8 protein-coding genes are annotated in these 25,944 nt (G+C 56.9%); 4 read left to right on the top strand and 4 right to left on the bottom strand.

Annotated elements, in window-relative coordinates:
* Positions 1-647: 647 nt before the first annotated feature.
* From VSP_RS33210 to VSP_RS00615, 3 genes are all read right to left on the bottom strand, one after another.
* Positions 648-17,642, bottom strand: coding sequence for a LamG-like jellyroll fold domain-containing protein (locus VSP_RS33210; RefSeq protein ID WP_009958036.1), 16,995 nt, complete (start codon positions 17,640-17,642; stop codon positions 648-650).
* A 1,013-nt stretch (positions 17,643-18,655) separates the two neighbouring features.
* Positions 18,656-18,961 carry a hypothetical protein gene (locus VSP_RS42870; protein ID WP_009958035.1) on the bottom strand — a complete coding sequence of 102 codons (306 nt, stop codon included), beginning with the start codon at positions 18,959-18,961 and terminating at the stop codon, positions 18,656-18,658.
* Positions 18,962-19,042: 81 nt separating this feature from the next.
* A complete protein-coding gene (locus tag VSP_RS00615; protein WP_029190070.1) occupies positions 19,043-20,584 on the bottom strand; it encodes a YifB family Mg chelatase-like AAA ATPase in 1,542 nt (513 codons plus the stop codon).
* A gap of 600 nt (positions 20,585-21,184) precedes the next feature.
* Between VSP_RS00615 and VSP_RS00610 the strand changes: the two genes are divergently transcribed.
* The 4 genes from VSP_RS00610 to VSP_RS38700 all read left to right on the top strand — a co-directional run bounded on the left by VSP_RS00610 (position 21,185) and on the right by VSP_RS38700 (position 24,748).
* The gene (locus VSP_RS00610) at positions 21,185-22,081 is read left to right on the top strand and encodes a sigma-70 family RNA polymerase sigma factor (protein WP_009958032.1); all 897 of its coding nucleotides are present in this window, start codon (positions 21,185-21,187) and stop codon (positions 22,079-22,081) included.
* A gap of 493 nt (positions 22,082-22,574) precedes the next feature.
* The gene (locus VSP_RS00605; protein WP_009958031.1) at positions 22,575-23,321 is read left to right on the top strand and encodes a glucose 1-dehydrogenase; all 747 of its coding nucleotides are present in this window, start codon (positions 22,575-22,577) and stop codon (positions 23,319-23,321) included.
* Between the two features lie 111 nt (positions 23,322-23,432).
* Positions 23,433-24,014, top strand: coding sequence for an adenylyl-sulfate kinase (locus VSP_RS33205; RefSeq protein ID WP_009958030.1), 582 nt, complete (start codon positions 23,433-23,435; stop codon positions 24,012-24,014).
* Positions 24,011-24,748 carry an SGNH/GDSL hydrolase family protein gene (locus VSP_RS38700; RefSeq protein WP_009958029.1) on the top strand — a complete coding sequence of 246 codons (738 nt, stop codon included), beginning with the start codon at positions 24,011-24,013 and terminating at the stop codon, positions 24,746-24,748. Before VSP_RS33205 ends, VSP_RS38700 begins: the two co-directional genes overlap by 4 nt.
* On the opposite strand, the gene VSP_RS00590 is transcribed toward VSP_RS38700, so the two are convergent.
* Positions 24,738-25,850, bottom strand: a complete 1,113-nt coding sequence (locus VSP_RS00590; RefSeq protein WP_009958028.1) for a Gfo/Idh/MocA family protein — start codon at positions 25,848-25,850, stop codon at positions 24,738-24,740. The genes VSP_RS38700 and VSP_RS00590 overlap by 11 nt on opposite strands.
* Positions 25,851-25,944: the final 94 nt, after the last annotated feature.

Here is a 25,944-nt window from a genome sequence, read left to right as displayed (position 1 = left end):
CCTGTCTCTTCGGCCTGTCTCTTCGGCCTGTCTCTTCGTACTGGTGTGCCTGCCCCCCCCACCTGCTCTTCCCTCACCCCCATCGGCAAGCCGTATCTATGGGGGTTTGGGAGACCAGTAGTCCCACCGCCGCCCACCTTGGCTGGTCCCCGGTCACTCGTACTTCATGTTCGCAGACACCCCCGCTGAAACCCCTACGGGCACGGGTTTCAGCGGGGGTGACATGAAACACGAGCCAACCTCAGCGGTTTCTAGATGTCCAACAGGAGCCTATGCGCTAGCAAGTTCGTGTGCAACTGTGGAATGGTCTCTATTGCAAATTAAGCCAAAACTTCTCCCTTCGAGGAGTCGCGTTCACTTCGCTACATACAATCAGTATTCCTAGCGTCGGATCTTCGATCTTAAACTGCTTGGAGAGGTCCAGATCTGCAATATTCATCGAGCTACAGTTCCATTTCACGGGAAGGCTAATCCGTGAGCATCCGCTCAACGACAACTGTAGGAATCCGCGATCTGGCGCTAGCTCGAACCAGAACGCCAACGTAGCTAGCTGCAAGGTCGGCTCGTAAGACACGAACTGCCCATCTGCTCCGCGCCATTTCCCGAGGTTCTTCTTGGCATGCACTAGTTGTATATTTTCCATAAGCTTAGGGGCACAGTTCGGTTACCACTTGTCCGCCGCGGTAGAAGGTTGTCTTGTTCAATAGATCAGGATTTCTGGTAATTAATCTCAATTCGGCATCTGTGAAACCGCCACCAGAGGAGCTTGGAAGTAGGCGGCCACCAGGAGAGTTTAACTGTGACTGGTTTGGGAAACCTCCACGTCCTTTGTAGATTGAACCCTTGACGTCGTCAATGCCATCGAGTGCGAAGTGAATCCTGGTAGCATTTGCCATTGCGTCGTTGAACTTTCTGCCAAAGTGCACACTACCTGGACTACCACGCCTTGTGAGTCCATCCCTTATCCAGTTCTTATGGGCCGAGCCCCCAGTGAGAGACTCGTATTGGGGCAGAAATCTATCAAGTCCGAGCACAGCATCGGTATTATGAACTAGCACTGCATCGCGACCGACAAACACGTAGAACGTATGTACGCCTTCGACGCAAAGATTGAAGGTGTCAGTCTTTTGGACTTGGTTAATTTCGACTGAAGAGACTTTAGTGGAACTACCGTCAGGCTTAAGAAGGAGGTCTCCCTCAACAAGATCATCGGCATGCTGCCACCCTCGGTTCAGAGTCCAGATGGGGTGTTCACCAGTTACTTTCAGCACACTACCGGTCACTACCTTCAAGTCGACCATGCGGTACGTTGCACTCCGCAAAGTACCTAGAACCCTACACTTCGTTGGAGTTGACTCAGTCTCGGGTTCCGCAGCAAGCACAATGTCGCCCTCGACAACTTGCTCAATTGGCACTGACGACCCATCAGCCATCAGAACCATTGTTCCCGCGGGGAAGCAGTAGATGAGCCCTCGCCCCCCCGCGGTCGCTGCCACGTCGTCTGCTGCGCCGAGGTATCTCGATACACCTTTGAATATAAATCTCCCGCCGGCCTCTGCCAGTAACGCAACGACAGCATCTTGGGCGAGCTTGCCTGCGGCACCCGCCACGTCGCCTCTGTTAAACTTATCTCCAACTTCGGCCTCGGGATTCATCTTGTGCCAAAAATGAATCTGATTGAAAGACTTATATGTTGACCACTCGTCATCAATTGACGTCGCATCTACTTGAGCACCAGTATACTCAGACATTGCCTTTGCTGTAGCGACGATCTCTCCGATCTTGCTCTCATAGAGAGCAACATCGGTTCTTAGGCTATCCCACTCCGCAGCTTTCTTCCGATTGAAGGCCCATCCATCCTCGCTAGTTATCTCAGCCATTCGACCTTTTGCGACAGCTGTGTCGTGCAAGTAGTTTGAGATCGTCTTTAGACCGTCAGGGTCAAAGCTTGACCATGGGTTTTGTAGAACATACGCATACAAGTTGGGGCCATCCACGAATCCTGAGGGGTCTTTTGACAGGAACGCTCCACTCTCGATGTCACGATACCGGAAACCCTCGTTGACATACCCCGAAACATCCCGGTCCTTGCTGTTGCTCTTCTGCCGATCCTGCGTGCTGCCGGATTCCGCTTTAATCTCACCCCAAGCCTCGTATGCAGCCTGGTATGTCAGGGCTCCAACACCATCAGTCTTGGCCACAACATCTCCGCGCGCATTGTAGTGGGTGTAGCTTGGCGTCCCCGACCGCAACGAATACAGCATCCCTCCAACTCCACCGCCAATATCACTACCACGGACAAACTCCGCGGCAAGCACACCTCCTTCAACCTCCTGGACGGAAGCGCCTCCACTGAAGACAAACTTCGTGATTGGGTCTGCATCTTTGACTGTCTCGATACGGCGAGTGCGGTAATCGTACACGAAGGTGTAGAGCCCCTGGCCATCGCCTGTATTCTTGTCGAAGCTGATCAATCGGTTCTCGTAGTCCCATCCCAGAGAGTCACTGGCTGCACCTTGGGTACGAGACTCCCGATTCCCGTTGAGATCGTACGTGTAGCTGACGGTGTTCCCCCCTTCTGTCCAACTGGTGAGCTGATTGATGCTGTTGTAGACGTAGTCCGTGGTGCCAGGTGTTGGGCTACCCACGACCACCTTTTGAGCCCGATTATTCGCATCATCATACCCATAGGTGATGCTCACGGTCCCATCTTCAGCAGTCGTGATCGACTCGTTAACTAGTCGGTAAATGTCATCGTAGGTGTTCACCACCGTCCGGTTTGCGAGCCCTGAGGGGTAGATCTCGGAAATCTGAACCACGCTCCCCGCAAGATCGTGCTTCATGATCTGGGTATACAACAACCCCGAGGATGCAGTAATCCCTTGGATTTGAACAGCTCGGTTCAAGGCGTCGTATATCGTAGACGTAGAATCCCCGTTGGGGAGAGTGCGAATCGAAACCGCATCCGCAGCATTGTATGCATAGCTAGTCGTTCGCCCATTCTCCTTCATTGTGGCAAGCCTATTGACCGAGTCATAAGTGCTCACGATCTCCCGTCCAGTTCCTCCATAGATCACGAGCGTGCGATTCCCCACCAAATCGTAACGGTACTGGTGCGTGAGCCCGCCAGATGTTTCGCTTTCGACTCGGTTGAGGACGTCATAGGTGTACGCCACATCAGCCTTCCCGCCTTTACCTGACTCCGTCACACTGAGGAGATTCCCAGCCGGATCGTAATCATAGACCCGGTTGTCCTCTGCCCGCCCAATGTAGGTGACGGTTTCCAAGCGATGGCGGTCATCATAGCGATACTCTGTTCGCTGCCCCTCGGCATCAACCCTGGCAGTCTTGTTGAGATCATTGTATTCGAAGACCGTTTCACGGCTCAACGCGTCTCGAACCACAGTATTGCGGTTCAAGCCGTCGTACTCAAACTCAGTGCGCTGGTTCTTGCCGTCGATGACAGCGGTGCGGCTCCCCACCTTGTCGTATTCATTGGTCACAACGATGCCTTCAGCATCAGTCGTCGTACGAAGACGGTTGAGCGCATCATAGGTATTGGTTGTCACATGCCCATTGGGGTCAGTGACTGTCCTCACAGTGCCAGTTTTGTAGTACGTAGTAAAGGTGACGGGCCGGGCCGTCGTCCCATCTGGCTTTTCAACTATTGGGGCGGTGACAGAACGAATGCGATTGGCCTCATCGTACGTTGTGTCGGTTACATAGCCACGCGAATCGGTCACCTTTACCACGTTCCCAACGGGATCGTAGTCTGTGACAGTCGTTGCTCTTACAAATACCGCACGCTCTGCGTCCCAAGCTTCTGGAAGCTTACTCGACACCTTCCTGTTGCGAGCATCATAACCGAAGTCGGAGCGCTGTCCGCGGGCGTTGATGACAGCCACAGCGTTACCTGCATCGTCGTACTCCGTACGGGTCACCGGGTTCTTGATCTGACCGGAGACAGTGTCCCACACGGCCGGCTGCGTCACCTTGATCGGGCGACCCGCTCCGTCGAACTCGGTTAGAGTCTGCCTGCCTAATTCATCCTCAACCTTCCACTTAAGGCCCGTGGATGTGAAGTATGTCTTCTGGGTCGTGCCGTCCTCGAAGTGGACCGCAGTTGGACGGTTCAGTGCATCGTAATCAGTGACCGTGTGTTTGTCCAATGGGTCAATGACTTCCACAGCGTTGCCGACATCGTCGTACTCCGTATGAGTGACCGCAATCCCAGCTCCATAACCAACTCTAGTTTCCTTGGGACGATAGAGTGCATCGTACGTGACGCCAGTCACATAGCCTCTGGGATCTTCCGTTCGTGTCGGTTTGAAGGGAGTGCTGTCAAAGACGCTGCCACCACTGTTGGCTCCATACTGGAAAGTGGTGGTGATGTTGAGCGGCTGGTGCTTTTCCTCCAACCTCTGCAGCCCATCGTAAACAAATGTGGTGACGTTGCCCTCAGGGTCCTTGGTCATGGTGACGGAACCCACGGCATTGTAGTCGCTTTCAGACACAAGATCAGGAGTATCGATAACGGCATTGCCGTTCATGTCCCTCGCTTGTTTTACCACGCGGTTCAGGGCATCGTATTCGAAGATGGTCACGTTGCCCTTTTCGTCGATATCTCGGACCTTGTTGCCTCGGGCATCATAACGAAGCTCCCGGTGTGAACCGTCCTGGAAACCTGTCCACCACAGGCGGTTACACGAGTCGTAGAAGAACCAAGTGGTGTTTCCGTTGGGATCGGTCGCAGTCAGCTTGTTGCCGTTGGCCGCATAGGTGAACGAAGTCTTCAGGTTCAATCCCCCGGCATCAACGATCTGCTCCATGATCCGTCCAGCAGAGTCAGGAACAGATTGCGTGACCAGGTCCGTCTCCCAGGCTGGCCCCCCGACGAGATTCTGCAGTGAGGTATGGGTCACCAATCCAGGGAACCTGCTATCACCATAGGTGAAGTCGGTTTGCTGCACCAGGCTACCGTCGGCCGCCTCTATTGTCTCCCTGGTTCGCCTTCCCAACGAATCTGTGAGGTAGGTTGTCTTGCGTCCCTCTTCATCCACGACAGAGGTCATGATTCTACGCTCGTCGTAGGTGAAAGTGCGGGATTTACCCAAAGCGTTCGTCTGGCGGGTCGGATCGTCATAACGGCCGTTCAATCCCAAGGAAAGTGGCAGGATTTGCCTGTAGATCTGGGGAGCCTGCCACGATTGATCGTAGAAGAATGTAGTGAGGTTCCCAGAAAGGTCCCGGGCGCTCTTCAAAGCCAGACCTGCGTTTTCGTCAAAGGTGAATGACTCCGTACCATAGCCGTCGTGGGTAACGGTCAACGCGCGATAGTAGACAATCTTGGGATCGACCACGTTGGGGCTGGGATAATAGTCCCCAAGCGTATTGACCTCGCACACCACACCATCACTCCATTCATAGGTGCGGAGATGTCCCTCCGCGTCCCACACACGTGTCTTGCGGACGCTGTCGTTTGACAGCGCGGCGACTCCGTCAGCATCCCGCACGAGTTTGGTCTTGGAGAGATTTTGGAATTCTGCGATGCCCTTGTTTCCAGGCATAGTCACCTTCTTGACCATTCGGGCGTGTCCCGTGGTGACGTAGTAGCCGCTGATCTCGGGGTGTTCCGAGCTCCACTGGTAATCGTACTTGCCCCATCCCACGTTGCTACCGCTATGGTCAAACATGTACTCAAACGAGTAGGTGTTGCCGTTCGGATCGGTGACCGACGTAAGGTCACAATGAATGTAGGTGGTCCCAGGATCGTTGACTACGACTGGGCGAGGTTTCAGCTCCGCTTCTTGGACGAATTCATAGCCATACTGGTTTCTGGTCCCGTCCGCCCTGCGTACGGCAACGAGCAGCCACGTATTCCGTAATGCATCATGTTCGTATTCGAACTTTGTCTCGTTCCAATTGGGATCCCAAATGGACGTGATGAGACCATGCTCATTCTGCCGGATGAACAGCGCGAGGTCCGGTCGCCCCACAACGGTGATGCACTTGGGCACCAGCGAGGTGTCATTTTGGTACTCATACTGTAGCTTCTGCCCAAGTCGGTCAGTAGTGCTGACGGCACGGTAGTAGTGATGCCTGTTGCGAGAGTCGCTTCCCATCAGTCTGTCGGAAGCGACCTCCAGCATGAGATTGGACGGGCGAAAAACAATGGTTGTCCCAAACTTCTTGCGGAAGACCAGGTCACCAGATGCCTCTCCTGCCAGTGAGGCAAGGAACGTGTTGCCTTCGTGCTTCGCCGTGGGGAACGGAACAAAGTCGTCTCCGACTTGAAGAAATCGGTACGAATTGCCATCCTCGTCGACCACTTCGAAGAACAATGGTTCTGGCGAACTGCTGCCCGTTTCTGAGACAGGAAGAACGACCGCTACGTGAGGGGTCAAATTTGTGCTCCACCCAGTTCCGAAAGGACGATCAGGACGTTCATTTGGGCGCAGACCACTGCGCTCTGACCATATCTCGGACAGAATGCTTCTGCGAACCTGGAGAGACAAGTCTGATCCTGGGACCCTGCAGAAAATGTCCGACACATTGTGGCGCAGACCCAATGTGAGTGCGTCAACAAATGTATCCTCCGGTTGTTGATCTGACTCTTCTGTAGTCTGAGGCTTGCCATCAGGCAATGGTCGACCGTTGAGCGCGATCTTGCGATATCTCGCGCCTGAAGCTTCATCGACCGGAACAGTGTAGTTATACTCGGGACCTTCGAATTTGAAGCTGACTTGATCAGATCCAATCTCGGCGCTTCCGGGCCCGTGCGATGTCAAAGTGATGTTGATAGTGGTTCCCGGGAGCGCATCTTGCGTGACAACAACCCGAAACCCAGAGCCGACGGTGCTAAAATAGTCCCACTGTTCCCTCGTAAAGGTCTGCCCATTCAACACTTCAACTCCCCCGAGGAACACTTTAATGCCATTCCCCCCCGTCCACGAAATCGTGTGCGTTATCCAGGGAAGCGCATTGCTCTCGATGTAGAAACGGCCGTCTGCTGATTGCGTGATGACACGGGGCTGGTCTTCTTCGAACTCATCCAAAGGATGAAATCCTGTCTCAAGGATGGTAAGCTGCGGGGCACTCATCAAATAGAACTGCCCGTTCTTGTCCATTGTGCTCGCATCAAGCTCATACTCTTCACTCACTGGCGTAGCGCCCGACAAGCTCCAACTGCGACGGGCTACAATGTGAATTCTGTCCTCAACAGGAGTCTCGAGTTCGGCAAGGTCATCTTCCTCGAAGACTTCGAACCATTCGAGCTTGGCTCCTTGTGAAGGGTTTCCCGTGAATTGGTACTTAATCTTCCGAACTTCGTACGTGCTATCATTCAACCATAACAGACGGGAAGCGAATAAGATTGACGTTGAAGGCGTATAACCTGACCACGACCATGCTCCCTCATACCATGCAATAGGATTCTGAAATTCACCCACAAACTTGTACTCAGGGAAGCTGGCATGCACATCCGTGATCAGATCGCCTGTACTGTAAACCCCACTTAACGATACGGTCGCTTCCTGGCTGTCCCGATTGTAAGACCGCTCAGTTGGCGCTTCAGAAGTGGGCATTCCTGAAGTGCTTGGCGCCCACGCTGGCCAAGATATTGGACCGCTAATCCACTCTCCAAAGCTGTAATTGCTAGAAGTTCCACTCCATGCCCCGGTCTCATCACAGGTGGAAGAGCCAATTTGGTATGATGAAGTGAAACTTGACGACCCCGTATAGGAGTAACTCCAGTCCAAATTTCCAGTCTCTGCGTTGGGCTCTGGATGGGAGCTAACTGTACCTGAGTACGAAGCGGAAGCGTCACCGTAGTTCCAACTTCCTGCCGTACTTGTCGTAAGATAATACTGAGGCACACTGCCCGACGATTGAAATTCGCGCGCGCCGCCTTTTGAACCAAACGCCGCAGACTCCTTGATCTTGATAGATCTCACTTCTGGCACGAGGTAAGGTGCAATATTGGATGTCGCAATGCGCGCACCGTTAACCACTGCGTGGATTCGATAAAGATATCGTTTCCCCGCTACAAGTTCCTCGTCGAAATAGGGTGAAATGCCAGCCGAGCCGACCAAGCTCATCTGGGTCCAAGGCCCAGTACTTACCTTTCGCTCGATCGCATATTGAACATCCGTCCCGTGTGATGAACCCTGCCAGACCATCTTGATCTGCGTCCAGTCAGTCACGTCACCTTCCGAGGTCGTGGTTGTAATGGGCTCTATGTACTGAATGTGTGGTGCCCCAGGGAACTCTGGATCTGGGTCTACTACAGGTTGGAGTCCAGCCCCTCCTGGGTTGGGTGCGGAATTTGAACCTCCTGAACCAGGTGGATTGCCTCCTGGAAACGGGTTTGTCGGACTGGTACTGCCGGATGATGCATATCCTTCGACAGAGGCCGTGGACATGGGCACGCTCAACGTCCCAGCTACGAGCTTGTTCACGACAGTTGATCCCAGCTTGTACTCGAACGTCACCTTTCCGAGACTGTCGCTTGTCAGTTCGAGAAGGCTCGATTGTTGAGTCCCGTTTCTTATGAGGCCATCTCCTTCTGAGACAAGCACGCGTACCGGCACTCCGGGCGCTGGACTACCATCACTGGTTTTCACCATCAAAACAACGGCCTGGGGCAGAACCGCCTCAGGCTGCCCAATCTGGCTGTTCCCGCCAACAACCTCAAGGCTGAGTCGGGACTCTTGCACCGCGCCAACAATACGCGGCACTGACACGCCCACTCCACCTTGCGTATCATACGCCTTTACTACAAGCTCATGATCGCCGGCAGACAGGTTTGGCCACCAAGTTGTCTCGTAAGGTGCGGTGGCGTCCTCCGCAATCCTTAAACCATCAATGTAGAATTCCACTTTTGAGATCGGCCCTTCCATGTCATTGGCTTGGGCAGCCAATTGGACGCTGCTTCCAGGGTTGTGCACGAAATCCGCTGAAGGCTGGGTGATAGAGACGGTAGGCAGTGAATCTACGGTCATCATGACGGGCACCTCGACAGCGCCCGAAGCAAGGTCATTGCCAACGAGGACGACGCCTTCAAAAGAACCCGATTCCAGCTTTGAGGCATTCAGGGTGATCGGTATCGAAACTGATTCGCCCACTCCAAGTTGTCCAACGGGTGCAGCGACCGAGAGCCATTGATGTTCCCGATGCAAGACTACCGCCATCTCGCTCTGGAGCACATAAGTAAAATACGAAACCTCCACCCCCTTGGACTTCATGCCGTTCTGAATACCGGTCAAAGAGTAGGCGAAGTCCCCCGTCAACTCTTTGTAAATGAGCTCGATGCGACCACCCTTGTGAAGCACGATCTGGAAGGTGGCTTTGCCGTCCCACCATTGAAACTTTGCATCCTGATATTGGATGATGCATTTCTCGCTGTCGGAAAAACAATAGACATCTCCAGATGTTGCCCCATCCATGTCCACGAACAACCCCGCCACAAGATTAGGCGGCAACGACAGTCCCGGAATTGAGTCCGGGGCGGTCTGCGTAGCAGCAGCGCCGAAGGTCAGGTAGCCGTTGGAGTGCACGAAAACCGTTTCGAAATGCCCGTCATAGAAAGGAAAACTGAAAGCAAGCGAGACCTCCTGCGAGACGTCGTCACCATCAGAGACTGTTGCCAGCCTCGAACCTGTTGTGCTGATATCCGTCCACTGATAGGCAGGGCCCCCGTCATCTCCAGTCTTCTTCCACTGATAGTCGTCGCCACTGCTGAAGAGTGCCGCCCCATTCTCCACCTCCAAATTATACGCGACCGGCTCACTTGTCTGATTCGACAATGTCAGCTCGCTATTTTCTGACGTACCAGCACTTATGGTGGCGGTGATACTGTCCGGCTGAACCGTAAACGCCGTATCGAACAATGAAAACTCGACCGTTGCTGAGGTTCCAGCGCTAGCGCGAATGGTGCTTCGATACTGAGGTGAAGCGGGTTGTTTATAGTAGATTCTTGCTTTCCCTTCACTGTCAGTTTGCAGACGAACTGGCGTCGATTCGATGGGTTGTCCTCCGGCAGTCTCATAGAGAACGCCCCCTCCTGTGACGATGGTGAAGTCGATCGGAGCTGCAACCAACAGTTCATTGGTGACCTGATCGCGAACACAAACCTCAAGCGGCTGTGGGGTTACTTGTCCAGCGTCGAGCCGTTGATTGTTCCCTCCGACGATTTCGAGCACGGGGAGGGATGCGCCCGGCTTGCTGAAGAAGTCGGTCGGATCGCTACCAGCCATGAACTCCGCAAGGCGACCCGCTCCATCATTGTCGGTGTCGTTCTGGTCAGTGGACGCCTGGGGATCAAATCCGTACCTGGATTCCCACCAATCAGGAAGGTTGTCGCCATCAGTGTCCAGCCACTCTTCTGCCCCCAGATCGTAGCCTGCGCCTTGTGGTCTAACAGTCCCATAAATGTCCCGCAGCACTCCGGCACTCACCGTACCCATGTCTTTTGCAAGGGAGTCGGCGGTAATGTTGCCTGCCAATGTTAGTCCCGGATCTTCGATTGACTCATTTTCAGTGGACCCCTGGATCAACGAGTCAATGACCTTCACGTTCTGACCAAGCACAGCCTCCCAAATTGCCTGATTTGCGCCTGAAGACTGCCCGGGATTCCAGATCACTGAATTGACAATCTGAACTGTGCCAGAACGATTCACCACTGCGTCCGCATCGGTGCCAGTATTGTTCCAGAAGGTACAATGCAGGACATGCACCTCCCCCCCTTCGTTGATCACCCCACCCGCAAAACGACGGCCGGCGGCAGTGTTGTCGATCGTGCCACAGTGATGGTTCCGGAAGAAGCAGTTAATCAGTCGTACATCGGGTGCACTTCCCCCGCTGCTCTGCGATCCGGAGATCAACACCCCCGTAGAAGCTACATTCACACCCAACCCTTGGAATTGGAATCCTGAAACCACAGTGTCTGCCGCAAGCCAGAAACCTGCAAAGCTGCCAGTCACCTCCACACTTCCTGTCTCATCTGCCAACCAGACGACCTGCTTCTTCTGCAAGTGGCCGTCAAGCCCAGCATACTTGCCAGGCACCACTCTGATTACGGAAAAAGCCGGTTCTCCAGATGGTGACGGCAATGCGCTGTATGCCTCCTGCAACGTTGCGAAGATGTTGTCCGAACTGCTCGCGGAGGCGAGCTGCGAATCAACGACCACGTCGGGTGCCGGGAGAGACTGATTGTCGTTGGGCAATGTCCCCTTGAGGAACTCCACGTAGTTGGGCACGCGATCTCCATCCTTGTCCTCCAGGCGATCTTTGGCATTGGCTGGATTTGTGCCATTTGACACCTCCCACCCATCTGGCAGCCCGTCTTCATCTGTATCGGTCAACCGAGGATCTGATCCGTGTTGCCATTCACTGAGATTGGTCAAGTGATCATCATCTGGATCTGCGTCAGCATCCTTCACCAGAGGGTTTTGGCCGTTTCTGACCTCCCACCCATCTGGGATACCGTCCACATCTGTGTCTGCGAGTGCCGGATTGGTACCATAGATATGACGTTCTTCACTGTCGACCAATCCATCTCCATCGCTGTCGGTTTGCTGGTCGGAAAGCCAGATGAGCACTGTCTCATGCTTGGCTGCATCCGCCTTGAAGCTGAACTTGTCATTCCAGGTCGTGAAGACCTGTGGGCTCGCAGTGGGGGACCATGTGGTAGTGTCTATCGAATCGATCAATCGATAGCCCAAGCTGGTCCAATCCATCGCAGCTGGCAGTCCAACCAGCTTCACGGATGCCACTCCGTCGAAATCCGGCTGAGCAAGATTGAGGATCGGCGCAGATCCATTCCATTTGAGTTGGAATGTGTAGTTTTTGCCATGTCGGAACTGTGAGTACTCTCTGGCAGAGGGCTGACCAAAGGTACCGCCCTCGTGCTCAAGCAACACAGCTCCAGTCTCCGCATCACGAACTACCAGCGTATATCGTTCAGAGTGGCCTCCCGTAGGGTCTCCCACTTCAAGCTTTAGAGCCCACGCATCACCCGGATTTGGCTGAGCACGGTTGGCCGGGAACGATGGCGGCAAGCCAAAATCTCCGACATCATTGGGCAAGCCTGCCTGGCTCACTTCATCTCCATCGGAAGTTCCGTCACCATCGGTGTCTGCCACCAAAGGATCGGTTTGGAAGATCTTTTCATCCAGATTGGTCAAACCATCGCCGTCTTCATCGCCAAAACGATCATTTGCTACAAGGGGGCTGAAGACACCGCCGTACGCCAGTTCCCAGCCGTCTGGAAGGAGATCGCCATCGGAGTCAAAGGTCCGCGGGCTGGTGTGCGCTTCATACTCCTGGAGATTGGTCAACCCATCATCATCTGCGTCTGCACCGCCGCCATGAATCCCGGTGGCGTCTTTGGGGTTCAGGTCGTATGAGATTTCCCACCCATCGGGCAGCCCATCGTCATCGGTGTCCGGATCCCAAGGATCGGTGGTCATGATGACCTCAACGGCATTCATGAGGCCGTCGTTGTCGAAGTCATCAGAGACGTCGATCGTGAACTGGTATCCTGAGCCTTGTGGAAGCGTGGAGTAGCCTGTCAGAGTGTATGGAATGCTGTTGAGGAACTGCAAATCCAGTTGGAAAGAACTGCCATCCTCATTCCCGTCGTAGATGATTTGGAAGGTGAATGTGCCCGTCAGCCCGATGGGCAAATACAGGATGTTGGAATAGTTGAAGTCGCTGCTGGAAGACCCCGTCGGGAGGTTGCGACCAATGTAGGTTCCATTGATGTAAGCCCTCCACGAATCATCGTCAGCAGCACCAGGGTCACGGATGCCAAGCCGCATCAGCAAGTCGGTTCCCCCAGATGGGTTGAACACATCCGTCAACACAGGAGGTCTCCCATTGTAGTAGTCCCATGGATCACTGTTCGACAGGAATTCCTGCACGTTGGTACGTCCATCGCCGTCATGGTCTGCCTGGGGATCAGTGACTTGATGAGCCAGTTCCCAAGCGTCGGCCATCCCGTCGTGATCAAGGTCATCCTGGTTCTGCAACCTGGGCTGCCAAAGAGCCAGCGACTTCGCCTCAGCGCTTGTCACCGCCCTCTGATAAAATCGCACCTCATCCAGGAATCCACGGAATCTCTGCGAAGGCACGAAGTCTCCGTTGACAGAATCCGCTTCGTGGCCCAGCACCACCAAATCAATGTCCTGAGTAACAAAAGTGCCCGATCGCTCACCGAAGGACACACCGTCCACGTACAAACTTGCCTTGTTGGCACTCCCCTGGCGCACCACCACCACGTGATGCCATTGACCGTCGGTCAACGCAGGCTCCCATTCAACATAGTCGTTTGAATGCAATCCGGTGTACAACCGCAAGAAGCGGTCTTTCAACAACACCAGATAGGCATTGTCGTTGGTGGCGGAAGGCGCACTCAAGACGCTCATCTCGCCTTGCGTGGAGGACTTCATCCAGAAGGCCAGGGTCGTGTCTGGCTGCCATTCGAACAGGTCAGGCGGGAGAGTCACTCTTGACTCGTTCTGAAGGCCCAGCTGCAGGGCCGCGGTTCCAGCGATCCCAGATTCGCTTTCGATTCTGGCCTGCTGATGGGCTGTCCCATCGGCGTTGGACGGCGTCGAATCCGCGATCTCATGCCCGGCTGGCCCTTCGACATCCATTTTCCAGTATCCTGCCAGTTTGCCCACGGCAAGATTGTCACGCAATGAGTCCTCGTCAGAGTCAGGTGTGTCAGGGTTGGTTCCTGCTTCATACTCCTCAAGGTTGCTCAACCCATCGTGATCGGGGTCTGCCGAGGCGTCTGCAGCGCTGTTCGGGTTGAGGGCGTGGGCAGTTTCCCACGAATTCGGAATGCCGTCAGCGTCAGCATCGTCCGTAACCTCGTAAATCTTGATGTCCTTGAATGCCGCACTAGCAAGAGGGGTGGGGCGATCGTCGTCATTGGCCAGCACTAGATATCTCATCACGGCGGCTGGATATTGTCGTCCGACAGGCAGGCGGTACTGTCGCCAGCCCCCTGCCTCCCGGTAGCGCAATGAGGGGGAGGTTGGAATGGTATAGTTTGAAGCTTGGGTGCCATGAAAACGGAACACCCGGGCGGCGTCACCCAGCTGAGTATTTTCGTCCAATCCCAATCCATGCGATTCTCCTTCGACATCGGAACGATAGCTGAACTCCACCACCGTTCTCGGCGTAACCGGATAATCCACCAAGACCTGAAGCCAGCGATTCCCCTGGATCGAAATTTCCCGACCGCTGCTATCGCCCGTCACAGCGCCTGTTTTCGGCGCATCCCCGTCATTTGTAGGCAGCCCATATCCACTCCAGTAGCGGAGATCTATGTAACCTTGGCCATCGACAATTGGCGCTTCATAAAAGCGAACCTTTCGAATGGTCATTGAGGAGTCCTGGGGCGCATTGTCGTCGTCATTTACGACGAAGAAGTGATGCATGGCTCCCGTGGCCAGGCGACCGACACGAATCCGATAGGTCTTCCAGTCAGGTGTATGGTGCGAGTAACCATCGTAGTCGCCCGGTTGGAAGGCATTGGTCCAAGGATCTGTACCCCAGAGCTGGCAAAGTCGCTTCCCATTGGCATCCAAGGTGTCATCATCCAAGCCTACGGCATGTATCTCTCCTTGTTGTGTGCCCTGAAACTCAAACTCCATGACGGTGTTGGGTGTGACATTGTAGTCAAACGGCACACGGACCCATCGATTGCCCGTGAGGGTCATGGTCTCACCCTTGTTTTGCAATACGACCGTTCCTGCTGTGGGAACGTCTTGGCCCATGTGTGACACGTAGGGACGCAGGTCCAGATATCCGCCCATCAACAAGGGCCCCTCAGGGTCCAACGGGTCGGTGTTGTTTTGGTACTCCTGCAAGTTGGTCAGTCCATCATCGTCCGGGTCCAACGTTGCATCCTTCACCAAGGGGTTCGTCCCCCATTCAGCCTCCCACCAGTCCGGAATCAGATCCAAGTCGGAATCAGGAGCATTATAGACTCTGATGTTCTTGAAACTGGCCGAGGCATTTGGGTTGGTGATGTCGTGGTCGTTTCCGATCACCAGGTAACGCATGGCTCCCGTGTAGGATTTGCCCACGCCAATCCGATAGTTCTTCCAGGTTCCTGACGGTCCCGCATACCAGTCAGATGTTCCGACTCTGAAGGCATTCTCCCAGTATTGCGTGCCATGGAACTGGAACAGGCGTTTATTGTTATTCAGCTGAGTATCCTCATCCAGGCCGATGCCATGAACCTCACCCTGCACATTGCTCTTGTAAGAGAACTCCACGACCGTCAGAGGAGTGACTGTGTGAGGAAGCAACCATTGAAGCCAGCGATTGCCGGTGACCTGGATTTCCTTGCCGTCCGCTGAGACGCTCACGCTCCCGCCCTGCTTGGGCTTGTCCCCATCGTAAGCCAGGGCGTAACCGCCGAACGGACGCAGGTCAATGTTGCCATCCTGGTCCCTAGCGGGGGCCTCATAAACTCGTACCTTGCGGATCTCGGTATTCGAGTTTTGTGGTAGTTCATCGTCGTCATTGGCGATGATCAGATGATGCATTGCGCCGGTATAGGACTGCCCGATACGAACGCGGATTGGTGCCCAGTTGTTGGCGTGATGCTTGTAGGCATCAAAGTCTGTTTCAACTATCGAACCGTCAAAGTTGGTCGTGACGCCCCATACTTGGACCAAACGACGCGCGTTGGATTCGTTGACGTCCTCGTCCAGCCCCAGGCCATGAATTTCCCCCTGCGTGGTCCCGCGGAATTCAAATTCCAAGACTGTGTTTGGCGTGACAGTATAGTCGAAAGGAACTCGAACCCACCTGTTGCCAGTCAAAGCAAGACCCTGTCCGCCATCGGCCACGGTGACGGTGCCTTCTGCGGGTTTGTCTTGTGACACCAGCGACAGAAAAGGACGCAGGTCGATATACCCGCCCATCAACAGCGGCCCTTCCGGGTCCATGGGATCCTTGTTGGCACTGTACTCCTGGAGGTTGGTCAGCCCGTCCTGGTCAGGATCTTCCTCGGCATCATTGATGGCAGGATTCAATCCGTGAGCGAGTTCCCAGGCATCTGCCATCTTGTCCCGATCAGCATCGGGCACTGCGCCGGTCACCTCGATTTGAAACACACGACTGACCTCTCCATTGACCCCGTCGGACACGTTAAGTCCGACCGGATAGACGCCGTCAAGCAAGGTGCCAAGACTGCTTTTGGCCCGAAGCTCTCCACTTGCACTGATCTCAAAATGAGTCCCGTGAGGATTGTTCGCGGATGGGATGCTCAGTGTCAGAGCCACGTTTTCAGGGTCTGCTGCCACCAGATCCCCCACACGGCGGGGCGTCTCTACGCTACCGACTACGGCCCCGGGCTGGGCCTGGATAGCCTCCAATACATAGTAGTGAACACGTGCGTTGTTGGTCCGTAGCGCAGTGGCAACGCCGAAGTCCACGCTGCCAGCGGCAGCTTCCAGATGTTCACCGAAGCGGGCTCCCACAGACAATTCACCATGGGAAAATGAAGTGCGTACAAAGGCTTCGTCTGGTGACATTTTGCCATTCCAGTGCATGACCATGACGACGCCAGAATCCCAGCCCACCATATTGTCCATGGGCATCCACGAGGAGTCCGGCATGGACACCGCCACGCGCATACGGTCATCGACCGCAACTGACCATCCGAAATGAGAACCTGCCAGTCCGGCTATGGATGCCTGCACTGGCGCGTAAGTTGAAAACAGGTTGTTGAAAGGCAACAGGGGGACAGCAGCATCCCAGCGCCCAAGATAGACTGCACCAGCGTCAGTCAAATGGACGGGTGTGCCGCCGCCGACATACTTCCCGTCTTCAAAGGGAGCCCCCACAGCGAACCGCCTGCCTGAAAGTCCTACCGAGAACCCAAACTGGGCGTCGGCCTGAGGTTGGGTGCTCCACTCCGTGCGTACCAGGCTCCAGGTGCTGTTGAGTTCGAAGAAATAGGCTGCCCCCGCATTGGCAACGGTGCTTTCCCCGTCCGCCTTGTCACGCCCGGGTGCCCCTACCAGGAGACGTCCCCCATCTACGGCAAGAGAGGCTCCAAAGCGGTCACCCTCCACCCCATCGGCCAGTTCAAGAGTCTGGACAGGAGTCAGTACGATGCCGTCAAACTCATACACGTAAACCACACCACCCGCCACAGAGGCACTGTTCACAGCGCCGGGGGCTCCGATAAAGAGGCGGTTTCCAGATGCGACCACAGCCGCCCCATACTCCGAGTTGGAACCCGCTGCCGATGGAGGAATCAATGTGCTTTCATAGATCCACTGGCCACCGGAGTTTCGCCGGTGGACGTCTACCTCGTCCAGAGGGACAGGTCCAGGAATGGTCCCTGAGGATGGCGTGTGGCGCAACGCCCAGAGTACCACGCCGTTGGGTGCCGTGACAAACTCACCATCAGGAGCGGCATCCAGGAGACTTTCTCCCAAGGTCGAAAATGGGGCACTTGAAGCAGGTCCGAAGTGAATACCGACTTCGTCGGGCAGGATCCCAAAGCCATCCGGTGGCGAGTTGACCTGGCCCAAGCTGGATACCTGCGACAGCACCAAGGCCGCTCCCAGAATGGTGGCAAGGAAGGGAGTCCGTGAAGAAACTCGGTTCATGATTAACAACTTAAAAGGATAAATGGGGAAAACTCTGAGACGGTGCAACTCGTGTGGCTGCGCTCGCATACGGCAGGCATGAAGAGCCTATGACCTAGCGACCTGCTGGAACGCCAGAGGCGGCAGCGCTAGAAGGTCCCACCCGAACTGGAGAAGTCTGCAACACATGCAACTCCTGCAAGTGTCCAACCTCAAGGTGGTGCGGAGAGTCCGTCATCTGACGGGACAAATCCTGTTTGGTCCGTACGGCCATGGTAACCGGCCACTCTGTCCCATTGGGCCGCTGTTCCGCAATGGTGAATGGAAGCGGGGATGGCCTGCTTTCCGTCGTCCTGTGGTTCTTGGCCTCAGGGAGAGAGGTTGGTTCCACCCGCCGTTCCGGCCCCGTGGAAACATGGGAATCATCACGGGAGCAGGCCTCGAGAAAGAATACCGCCCAAACGGGAGCGGCCAGGCAAAAGCTACGGAAGATGGCGAGTCGCCATCTAGGGGTAATTCTCATCGCTAATCAGGGGTATTTGCTCCCATTCCTACATCTGGCACCAATGTTGGCAAACACAAAATATGAGACCTTTGTAAATACTAGCAACCGCTTAGGCGAACGGGTGGTGCCAGCGGCACCGCTAGGTGGAGAACTTTTGCTCGAAGTGAATGCTTTACCTCGGAGGACGATGAAGGGCGGGAGCTTCGCGGGGATGCTCGCTTTTCGCACGCCCAGAGCTGGAGGAGTGTGATGTGATGTCCACCGGATGCGATCCAGACGCATGCTTGAACAGTTGCCCTCCGTTCCTCGGCCTCTTCACGCAGGCGAACGCAGACAGAATTCCAGCACTCAGGCTATTGCAAAGGGAGGGCTATCGATGTCGTTTTGGAGATCTCTTCTGGTTGAATGGAGGTCGATGTTTATCGATGAGAAAGAGGCCGAAAAAGATGGCTGCGACCAAACTCGTGACTGGCACCCACCCTATTCTACTCGGAGGCGTGTTGATGAAGCTGGCCTCGATCAGGCTGACTTACTGATTCTCTTTGAAAGGCCCGCGGCAGTAGAAATCAACGGTTTCGCCCGGTTGGAGCGATTTCAAATAGGCATTTTCCTTGGTTCTGGCAATAAGCCTGATTTTGTCGTGGACTGGAACGCCATCTATCACCCCTCGAATTCCTACCCAATTAGAACGAGAACTGCGGCCCTCCCGAGTTTTCACAGAAGACACCGTCAGGGTTCTTTGGGAGTAGCCGCTGTAGCCCGATTTTATCCACCAATACTGCCAGGCATCCATTCCTCCAAAAATGCTGAGGAAGAGGAAGACGAAGGACAGCATCAGAAAACAGAAATGCCTGCTTTCTCTCGGGAGAGTGATCATTAAGCCAAATGCCTGACGGCAGTTTATTACAAGAAGGTCTCAACTCCACATCGCCCGGTCCAGGGTGCGGTAGTTGATGGCTTCCAGCACGTGATGGGCTAGAACCTTCTCGGAGGCCTCCAGGTCGGCGAGGGTGCGGGCCACTTTCAGGATGCGATCGTGGGCGCGGGCGCTGAAGTTCATGTTCGTCATCGCGTGCTCCAGGAACCCGGCACCTTCGGCATCGAGTTCGCAGTGCTTGCGGATGAGCCTGGGGGTCATGCCCGCGTTGGTGTGCACGTCTTTTTCCCTGGCAAAGCGATCGCGCTGGATGGCGCGGGCTTTCTCCACCCGGTCACGGATGTCCTGCGAGCTCTCGCCCGTTTCGCCGCTGGCGATGGTCTTGTACTCGACGGTCGGGACGTCCACATGCAGATCGATGCGGTCCAACAGAGGGCCGCTGATCTTCTGGCGGTACTTCTGGATGGCGGGCGGACCGCAGCGGCACTCGCGTTTGAGGTCGCCGTAGTACCCGCAGGGGCACGGGTTCATGGCCGCGACGAGCATGAACTGGGCGGGGAAGGTGACGGTGCCCGCGGCGCGGGCGATGGTGACCCGGCCGTCCTCCAGCGGCTGGCGCATGACCTCCAGGGTCGAGCGGCGGAACTCGGGCAGCTCGTCCAAAAAGAGGACGCCGTGGTGGGCGAGGCTGACCTCGCCCGGGCCGGGGTTGGTGCCGCCGCCGAGCAGACCGGCATCGCTGATGGTGTGGTGGGGCGAGCGGAAGGGGCGGGTGGCGATGAAGGCCCCGCTCTCCCCCAGCAGGCCGCTGGCGCTGTGGATCTTGGTCGTTTCCACCGCCTCCTCCTCGTGCATGCCGGGCATGATGGTGGGGATGCGCTTGGCGAGCATCGATTTGCCCGTGCCAGGTGGGCCGATCATGAGCAGATTGTGCCCGCCGGCGGCGGCGATCTCCATGGCGCGCTTGGCCTCCTGCTGGCCCTTCACCTCGCTGAAGTCGATGCCGTAGTCGGCGTGGGCCTTGAAGAACTCCGCGGCGCGGCAGGGCTCAGGGGTGATGGTCTTCTCCCCTTTTATATAGAGGACGGCCTCGCGCAGGTTCTGGAGGCCGATGACTTCGATGCCCTGCACCACGCTGGCCTCGGCGGCGACCCGGTGGGGCACGAGGAGCTGGCGTCGCCCCTTGGCCCGCGCCTCCAGGGCAATGGCCAGGATGCCCCTCACGGGCCGGATCTCCCCGCTCAGGGAGAGCTCCCCGACGATGCAGCACTCCGCGAGGCGATCTGGCGAGAGCCCCTCCCGCCCTGCCAGAAAGGCGAGCGCCAGGGGCAGGTCGAAGGCGGGGCCCTCTTTTTTGAGGTCGGCCGGGGCGAGGTTGAAGGTGATGCTCCCGGTAAAGGGGGCGAAAAAGCCGCTGTTGCGCACGGCGGCCATCACGCGGTCCCGCGCCTCCTTCACCGCGGCGTCCGGCAGGCCTACGATGCTGATGCGGAATTGTTGGGCATTGGCCTCATGGCACTCGATTTCCACCTCGATGGCGTTGACGCCGAGGAGGGTGGCGGAGTGGGTGCGGACGATCATGGTGGGGCGGGCGGGCGTCACAGGCTAGGGAGAAGCCACAGGACTGCAAGGACGAACACTGCCGCTCTGCCCTATCCCTCCCCCTGCCTGGACTCTCCTGCTGTTTCCGAGGAAAGAACCGCCCTGCCCGGCTTCGCCCCCAGGAAAAAGGCTCAGGAAAATTCGTAGCAATGTCACAACATGCGCAACACTTCTGAAATACAGACATTGCATTGGGGAAGGTACGCCCTGCGGCTCAGGGCAGAAAAAAACGGGCCTTTTATTAATATTCGCAATTTTTCCCGCCCTGGACCGTCCTAACCCCTGAGCAATGCGTTATGAAGATTCCAACAACGATACGGAAGTGATTGAAACTGAATGTGTCCAATTGTTGGCATTTCTCGATTTTGAGATTGACCAGAATCCGCTTTTTTGTTTGAACGGAAGGGCGGCAATTCCGTCTTTGTCATAGCCCGCCATCAGGAAGACCACTATATGACCGCAAAACTCTGCGTCCGCTGGCAGAGAAATTGCTTAAAATTAATTGCCCAATTTTTTGGAAGAATTTTCAAGAAAGCAAGTTAGGTTGCTAACCCCCAAAATTTTTTCCCTTTCTCACTTATGGCCAACATGGAACTCGATGGAGGCATCAAAATCTACCTGCGCGAAATCGGCAAGACCGATCTTCTGACTCCGCAGCAGGAGGTTGAGCTTGCTGAACGCATCAAAAAGGGTGATCCCGAAGCCCGTTCGCACATGATCCGTGCGAACCTGCGTCTCGTTGTGAAAATAGCGCAGGACTACGCCAACTACGGTCTCCCTCTGCTGGACCTTATTTCCGAAGGGAACATCGGCCTGATGAAGGCGGTGGAGCGCTTTGACCCCAACAAGGGCGGCAAGCTCTCCACGTATGCTGCCTGGTGGATCAAGCAGTCTATCAAGCGCGCGCTGGCCAACCAGTCGAAGACGATCCGCCTGCCCGTGCACATGGTGGACAAGATCTCCAAGATGCGCCGTGTTGCCATGGCGATGTCTGAGGAACTGGGCCGCGAGCCTACCGATGACGAGCTTTCTGAGGAGATCGGCATTGATCGTGGAAAGCTGAGCCAGTTGAAGGTCGCCTCCATGCGCCCTGCGTCCCTGGACGCCCCGATCAGCGAGGACGACAGCACGGAGTTCGGCGAAATCGTGGGTGACGAGAACGCCCAGACGCCCTTCGACCTGCTGAGCCACAAGAACATGCACAGCCAGCTCGACGGTCTGCTGACCGTGCTGGATGAGCGTGAGCGCAAGATCATCGACGCCCGCTTCGGCCTGAACGGCCAGAAGGCCCGCACCTTGGAAGAGGTGGGCCAGGAGTTCGGCGTGACCCGCGAGCGTATCCGTCAGCTGCAAAACATCGCGCTGCGCAAGCTGCGCCGTGCTCTGCAGAAGAAGGAAGACCCGATCCCGAAGGCCCTCCGCAACGCGGGTGGCAAAAAGCGCCGGTCCAAGAAGGACAAGGTGACGGCGGAGTAGCCGCAGGGACAAGTTCGCAGATCGCAGTTCTTGCTGATAGAGTTTTCAGAACAGGTCGCGGAGGCATTCCGCGGCCTGTTTTGTTTGGCCCGCTGCGCGGGAGACAGAAGACTTGAAGACACCAGACACCAGACTTGAGCTGGCGCATGCTTGATTGCTCCCGCCGTTGTCTCCGTCAGGAAACATGTGGATGGAGCGGGAAGAGGGGTCGTGGGACGATTGGGGCGTGAGCCGACGGGGACCGTCGGACTACGCCCGTAGCGACCTCGCAGGGTCAGAACTCAAGTCTTGTGTCTTTTGTCTTCCAGTCTGGTGTCTCCCGCGCAGCGGGTCGGGGAGACAGCGCTCTCAACTTTTCGATACTTCCGTGCACCTTATCCTCGCCGACCGCCGTTAGTTCACATGTTCGGAACTAAGGAAGTTCATGCGGCACGGTGCCGCTGACCCCCTCCGCTCCGGGCTCCAGAATCCCATCTTCAACCTCTTCAACATCATGAGCAAACTTGCAGGTAAAGTCGCAGTCGTCACCGGTGCCTCCAAAGGGATTGGCACCGCTATTGCCAAGGCGCTGGCCGCCGAAGGTGCGTCCGTTGTGGTCAACTACGCCTCCAGCAAGGCAGGGGCGGAGACGGTCGTCAATGCCATCACGGCGGCCGGGGGCAAGGCGGTGGCGGTGGGGGGCGATGTGTCCAAGGCGGCTGAGGCTGCGGGCGTTGTCGAGGCAGCCATCGAGCACTTCGGCCGCCTGGACATCCTGGTGAACAACTCGGGTGTGTATGAGTTCTCCCCTATCGAGACCATCACGGAGGAGCACTTCCACCGCCAGTTCAACATCAACGTCCTGGGCCTGCTGCTGACTACCCAGGCGGCGGTGAAGCACATGGGCGAAGGCTCGAGCATCATCAACATCGGCTCGTTGGTCTCCCGCATCACTCCCCCCGGCAGCGCGGTGTACTCCGGCACCAAAGGGGCGGTGGACGCCATCACGGGCGTGCTCTCACGTGAGCTCGGGCCGGGAAAAATCCGTGTCAACTCCTTGAACCCCGGCATGATTGAGACCGAGGGAGCGACGAGTGCCGGATTTATCGGGTCCGAGATGGCCACGGCCATCGTGTCCCAGACGCCGTTGGGGCGGATCGGCCAGCCGGATGACATCGCGGACATCGCCGTATTCCTGGCCTCTGATGACTCCCGCTGGCTCACCGGCGAGCAGTTCCTGGCGGGGGGCGGCTTGCGTTGATGGTTGAGCTTGGGCGCTCCTGTCTGTGGAGGGCGGCAGGGGCGATCATCCGCTGACCTGGGCGGCTCATTTTCTGGTGCAACTCCGTCCATTTTCTGGCTACGTTGCAGGGTGACCGCCTGCAGTTCATGCCCACCACCTTCAGCTCATTCTTCCCAGCCGGTTTACTGGTTCTACGGCCGCTCGGGTGCGGGCAAGACCACGCTGCTGTGGGAGGTCGCGGCCCGGCTTGAGGAGAGGGGGAGGAAGGTCTTCTGCCTGGATGGCGATGAGCTGAGGAGAGGCTTGTGCCGGGATCTCGGCTTCACTGAGGAGCACCGCAATGAGAATCACCGCCGCGCGGCGGAGGTGGCCGGTCTGGCGGCGCAGCAGGGGCTCACGGTGCTGGTGGCCACCATGGCACCCAGGGCGGCCTATCGCGATGCGGTGGCGGCCGTGCTGGGGCAGAGGCTCCGCTGGTTCTATGTAAATGCGTCTCTGGAGACGTGCTGCCGCCGGGATCCGAAAGGCCTGTACCAGCGCCCCTCAGGAGCGGGGCATCCCCAGGACGTTCCCTTTGAGCCGCCCGCAGGAGAGCACCTCCATGTGACCCTGAATACGGAGGAAACTTCCATCGCCAGCTGCGTAGCCATCGCGCTGGAGCAAATCGCGCGTGAGGAATGCTCTGCGGACGGCGTAGAGGTTTCTCCATGAACCACGCTTTTTTCTCCCGCCGTCAACTGCTGGCCGCCGCTGGCCCGGTGCTCCTCACCGCCACTGGCATGATGGCGGCAGATCCCCCGCCTGCCAAAGAGACGGACAAACGTCTGCATGCCGATGGCAAGAGCTGGAAGCTGAACAAGGCGGTGGTCGAAGACACGAGCCGCCCGAGGGTGCTGCTGATCGGGGACTCCATCCTGGGTGGGTACATGAACCCGGTGATCAAGGCCCTGGATGGCAAGGCGTATGTGGATGCGTGGATGCACCCGCATGCGCAGTCTCCCCACCTGAACAAGCTGCTGGGTGAGATGCTGGACAATGGCCCGTATGATGTGGTGCACTTCAACATGGGCCTGCACGGCTGGCAGGCGGGGCGCATCAAGGAGGGTACTTACGAACCGTTGACCAGGGACTTTGTGGAAGTGATCCGGACCAAGCTGCCGAAGGCCAAGGTCATCTGGGCCAGCAGCACGCCTGTGACGGTGAAGGGCAAGCCCACGGAGCTGGATCCCGAGATCAACCCCGTCATCATCGAGCACAACCGCATGGCGGCGAAGGTGATGACGGAGCTGAAGGTGCCGGTGAACGACTTCTACGCCCTGCTGGTGGGCAGGCTCGAATGGGCGCGGGGGGACCAGTTCCACTGGAAGCCGGAGGCCTATGCCGTGCTGGCGAAGACCTGCGCGGAGTCTGTGGAACGGGAGCTGCCGGCCGCCATCAAGCAGTAGCCAGCCGTGTCGCCATGTCCGCCATGGCGACGGAGTCACGGCCGTTGCGCTCGGTGATCTTCCGGGCGTGGCTGCGGTCACGCACCCACGCCACCTGGTCGGCAAAGAGCGAGCGCAGCAGTTCACAGTAGCGGCGCTGCTTGTCCTCGCCCAGGGCGTGCTGCATCTCGATCTGCTGGTAGATGTCGATTTCCTTAAACCTGCCGCGAGCCGCGCGGTCGCGACCGCCATAGGTCTTGAGGACATCCAGCCGCGAGCCTGGGAAAAGCGCCATGAGCGTGCGGGTCTGCGCCTCGTCCACGGCAGCTCGAATCCGCGCCCGCACCGGCACCCATTCCTCCAGGGTGATCTCGCCGTGCTCAAAGAGCAGGCGGAACTCCTGGCGGTCGAGCCGCGAGGGCTGGGTGAAGCCGTGGTAGTGATTCACCAGCGGCCCGCTGGCATGGCGGACGGTGCCCTGCACCTGCTCCTCAATGCCCGAGCCGGGCCTCAGGACGCGCTGTGCCGCCACCACGGTGCCTGCGCCCAGCCAGCCTTCGAAGAGGTCGAAGAAGTGCACCCCATGCTCGATGAAGATGCCGCCGCTTTTCTCGCGATCCCAGAACCAGTGGTCCGGGCCCAGCCCTTCGTCACTGGCGTAGTTTTCGAACCAACCATGCAGGCAGGCCCCGAGCACACCGGAGGCCACCAGATCCCGCGTGGCCTCATAGAGCGGGTTGTACCGTTGCATCAGGTTGGCGACGCAGAGGAGGTCCCGCTCCCGGGCCAGGGCCAGCAGGTCATCTGCCTGCTCCACGGTCATGGCCAGCGGCTTCTCACAGAGCACATGTTTCCCCGCCAGGAGTGCCGCCCGGGCCTGGGGGTAGTGGAGAAACGGAGGCGTGGCGATGTAAACGAGGTCCACCTCCGGACTCGCCAGCAGTGCGTCCAGATCCACGAGGTCCGGCACGCCAAAGCGGCGGGACATGGCGAGAGCCGCCTCCCGCAGGGTGCCTGCGATCCCGACGAGCTTCACCCCCGGTATCTGGAGAAATTGCTGAAGGGCAAAGAGGCCGAAGCCCCCCGCACCTATGGCACCGATACCGAGCGTGTCCGTATTCATAGCAGGAGGGGAAACCCCAGCCCGCATCGCGGCATGAACACGACCCTTACCAATAAAAAGTCCTGCGTACGCCTCCCAGTTGGGCCGGCCCTTT

Origin of the sequence: Verrucomicrobium spinosum DSM 4136 = JCM 18804 (genome assembly GCF_000172155.1) — a bacterium.
Taxonomy (GTDB): domain Bacteria; phylum Verrucomicrobiota; class Verrucomicrobiia; order Verrucomicrobiales; family Verrucomicrobiaceae; genus Verrucomicrobium; species Verrucomicrobium spinosum.
This window is presented reverse-complemented; position numbering and strand designations above follow the sequence as displayed.

Excerpts from the sequence above, each read along its gene's own strand:
- VSP_RS00615 (WP_029190070.1), bottom strand. The coding sequence starts at position 20,584 with ATGATCGTCCGCACCCACTCCGCCACCCTCCTCGGCGTCAACGCCATC.
- VSP_RS00590 (WP_009958028.1), bottom strand. The coding sequence starts at position 25,850 with ATGAATACGGACACGCTCGGTATCGGTGCCATAGGTGCGGGGGGCTTC.
- VSP_RS00605 (WP_009958031.1), top strand. The coding sequence starts at position 22,575 with ATGAGCAAACTTGCAGGTAAAGTCGCAGTCGTCACCGGTGCCTCCAAA.
- VSP_RS00610 (WP_009958032.1), top strand. The coding sequence starts at position 21,185 with ATGGCCAACATGGAACTCGATGGAGGCATCAAAATCTACCTGCGCGAA.
- VSP_RS33210 (WP_009958036.1), bottom strand. The coding sequence starts at position 17,642 with ATGAACCGAGTTTCTTCACGGACTCCCTTCCTTGCCACCATTCTGGGA.
- VSP_RS38700 (WP_009958029.1), top strand. The coding sequence starts at position 24,011 with ATGAACCACGCTTTTTTCTCCCGCCGTCAACTGCTGGCCGCCGCTGGC.
- VSP_RS42870 (WP_009958035.1), bottom strand. The coding sequence starts at position 18,961 with ATGCTGTCCTTCGTCTTCCTCTTCCTCAGCATTTTTGGAGGAATGGAT.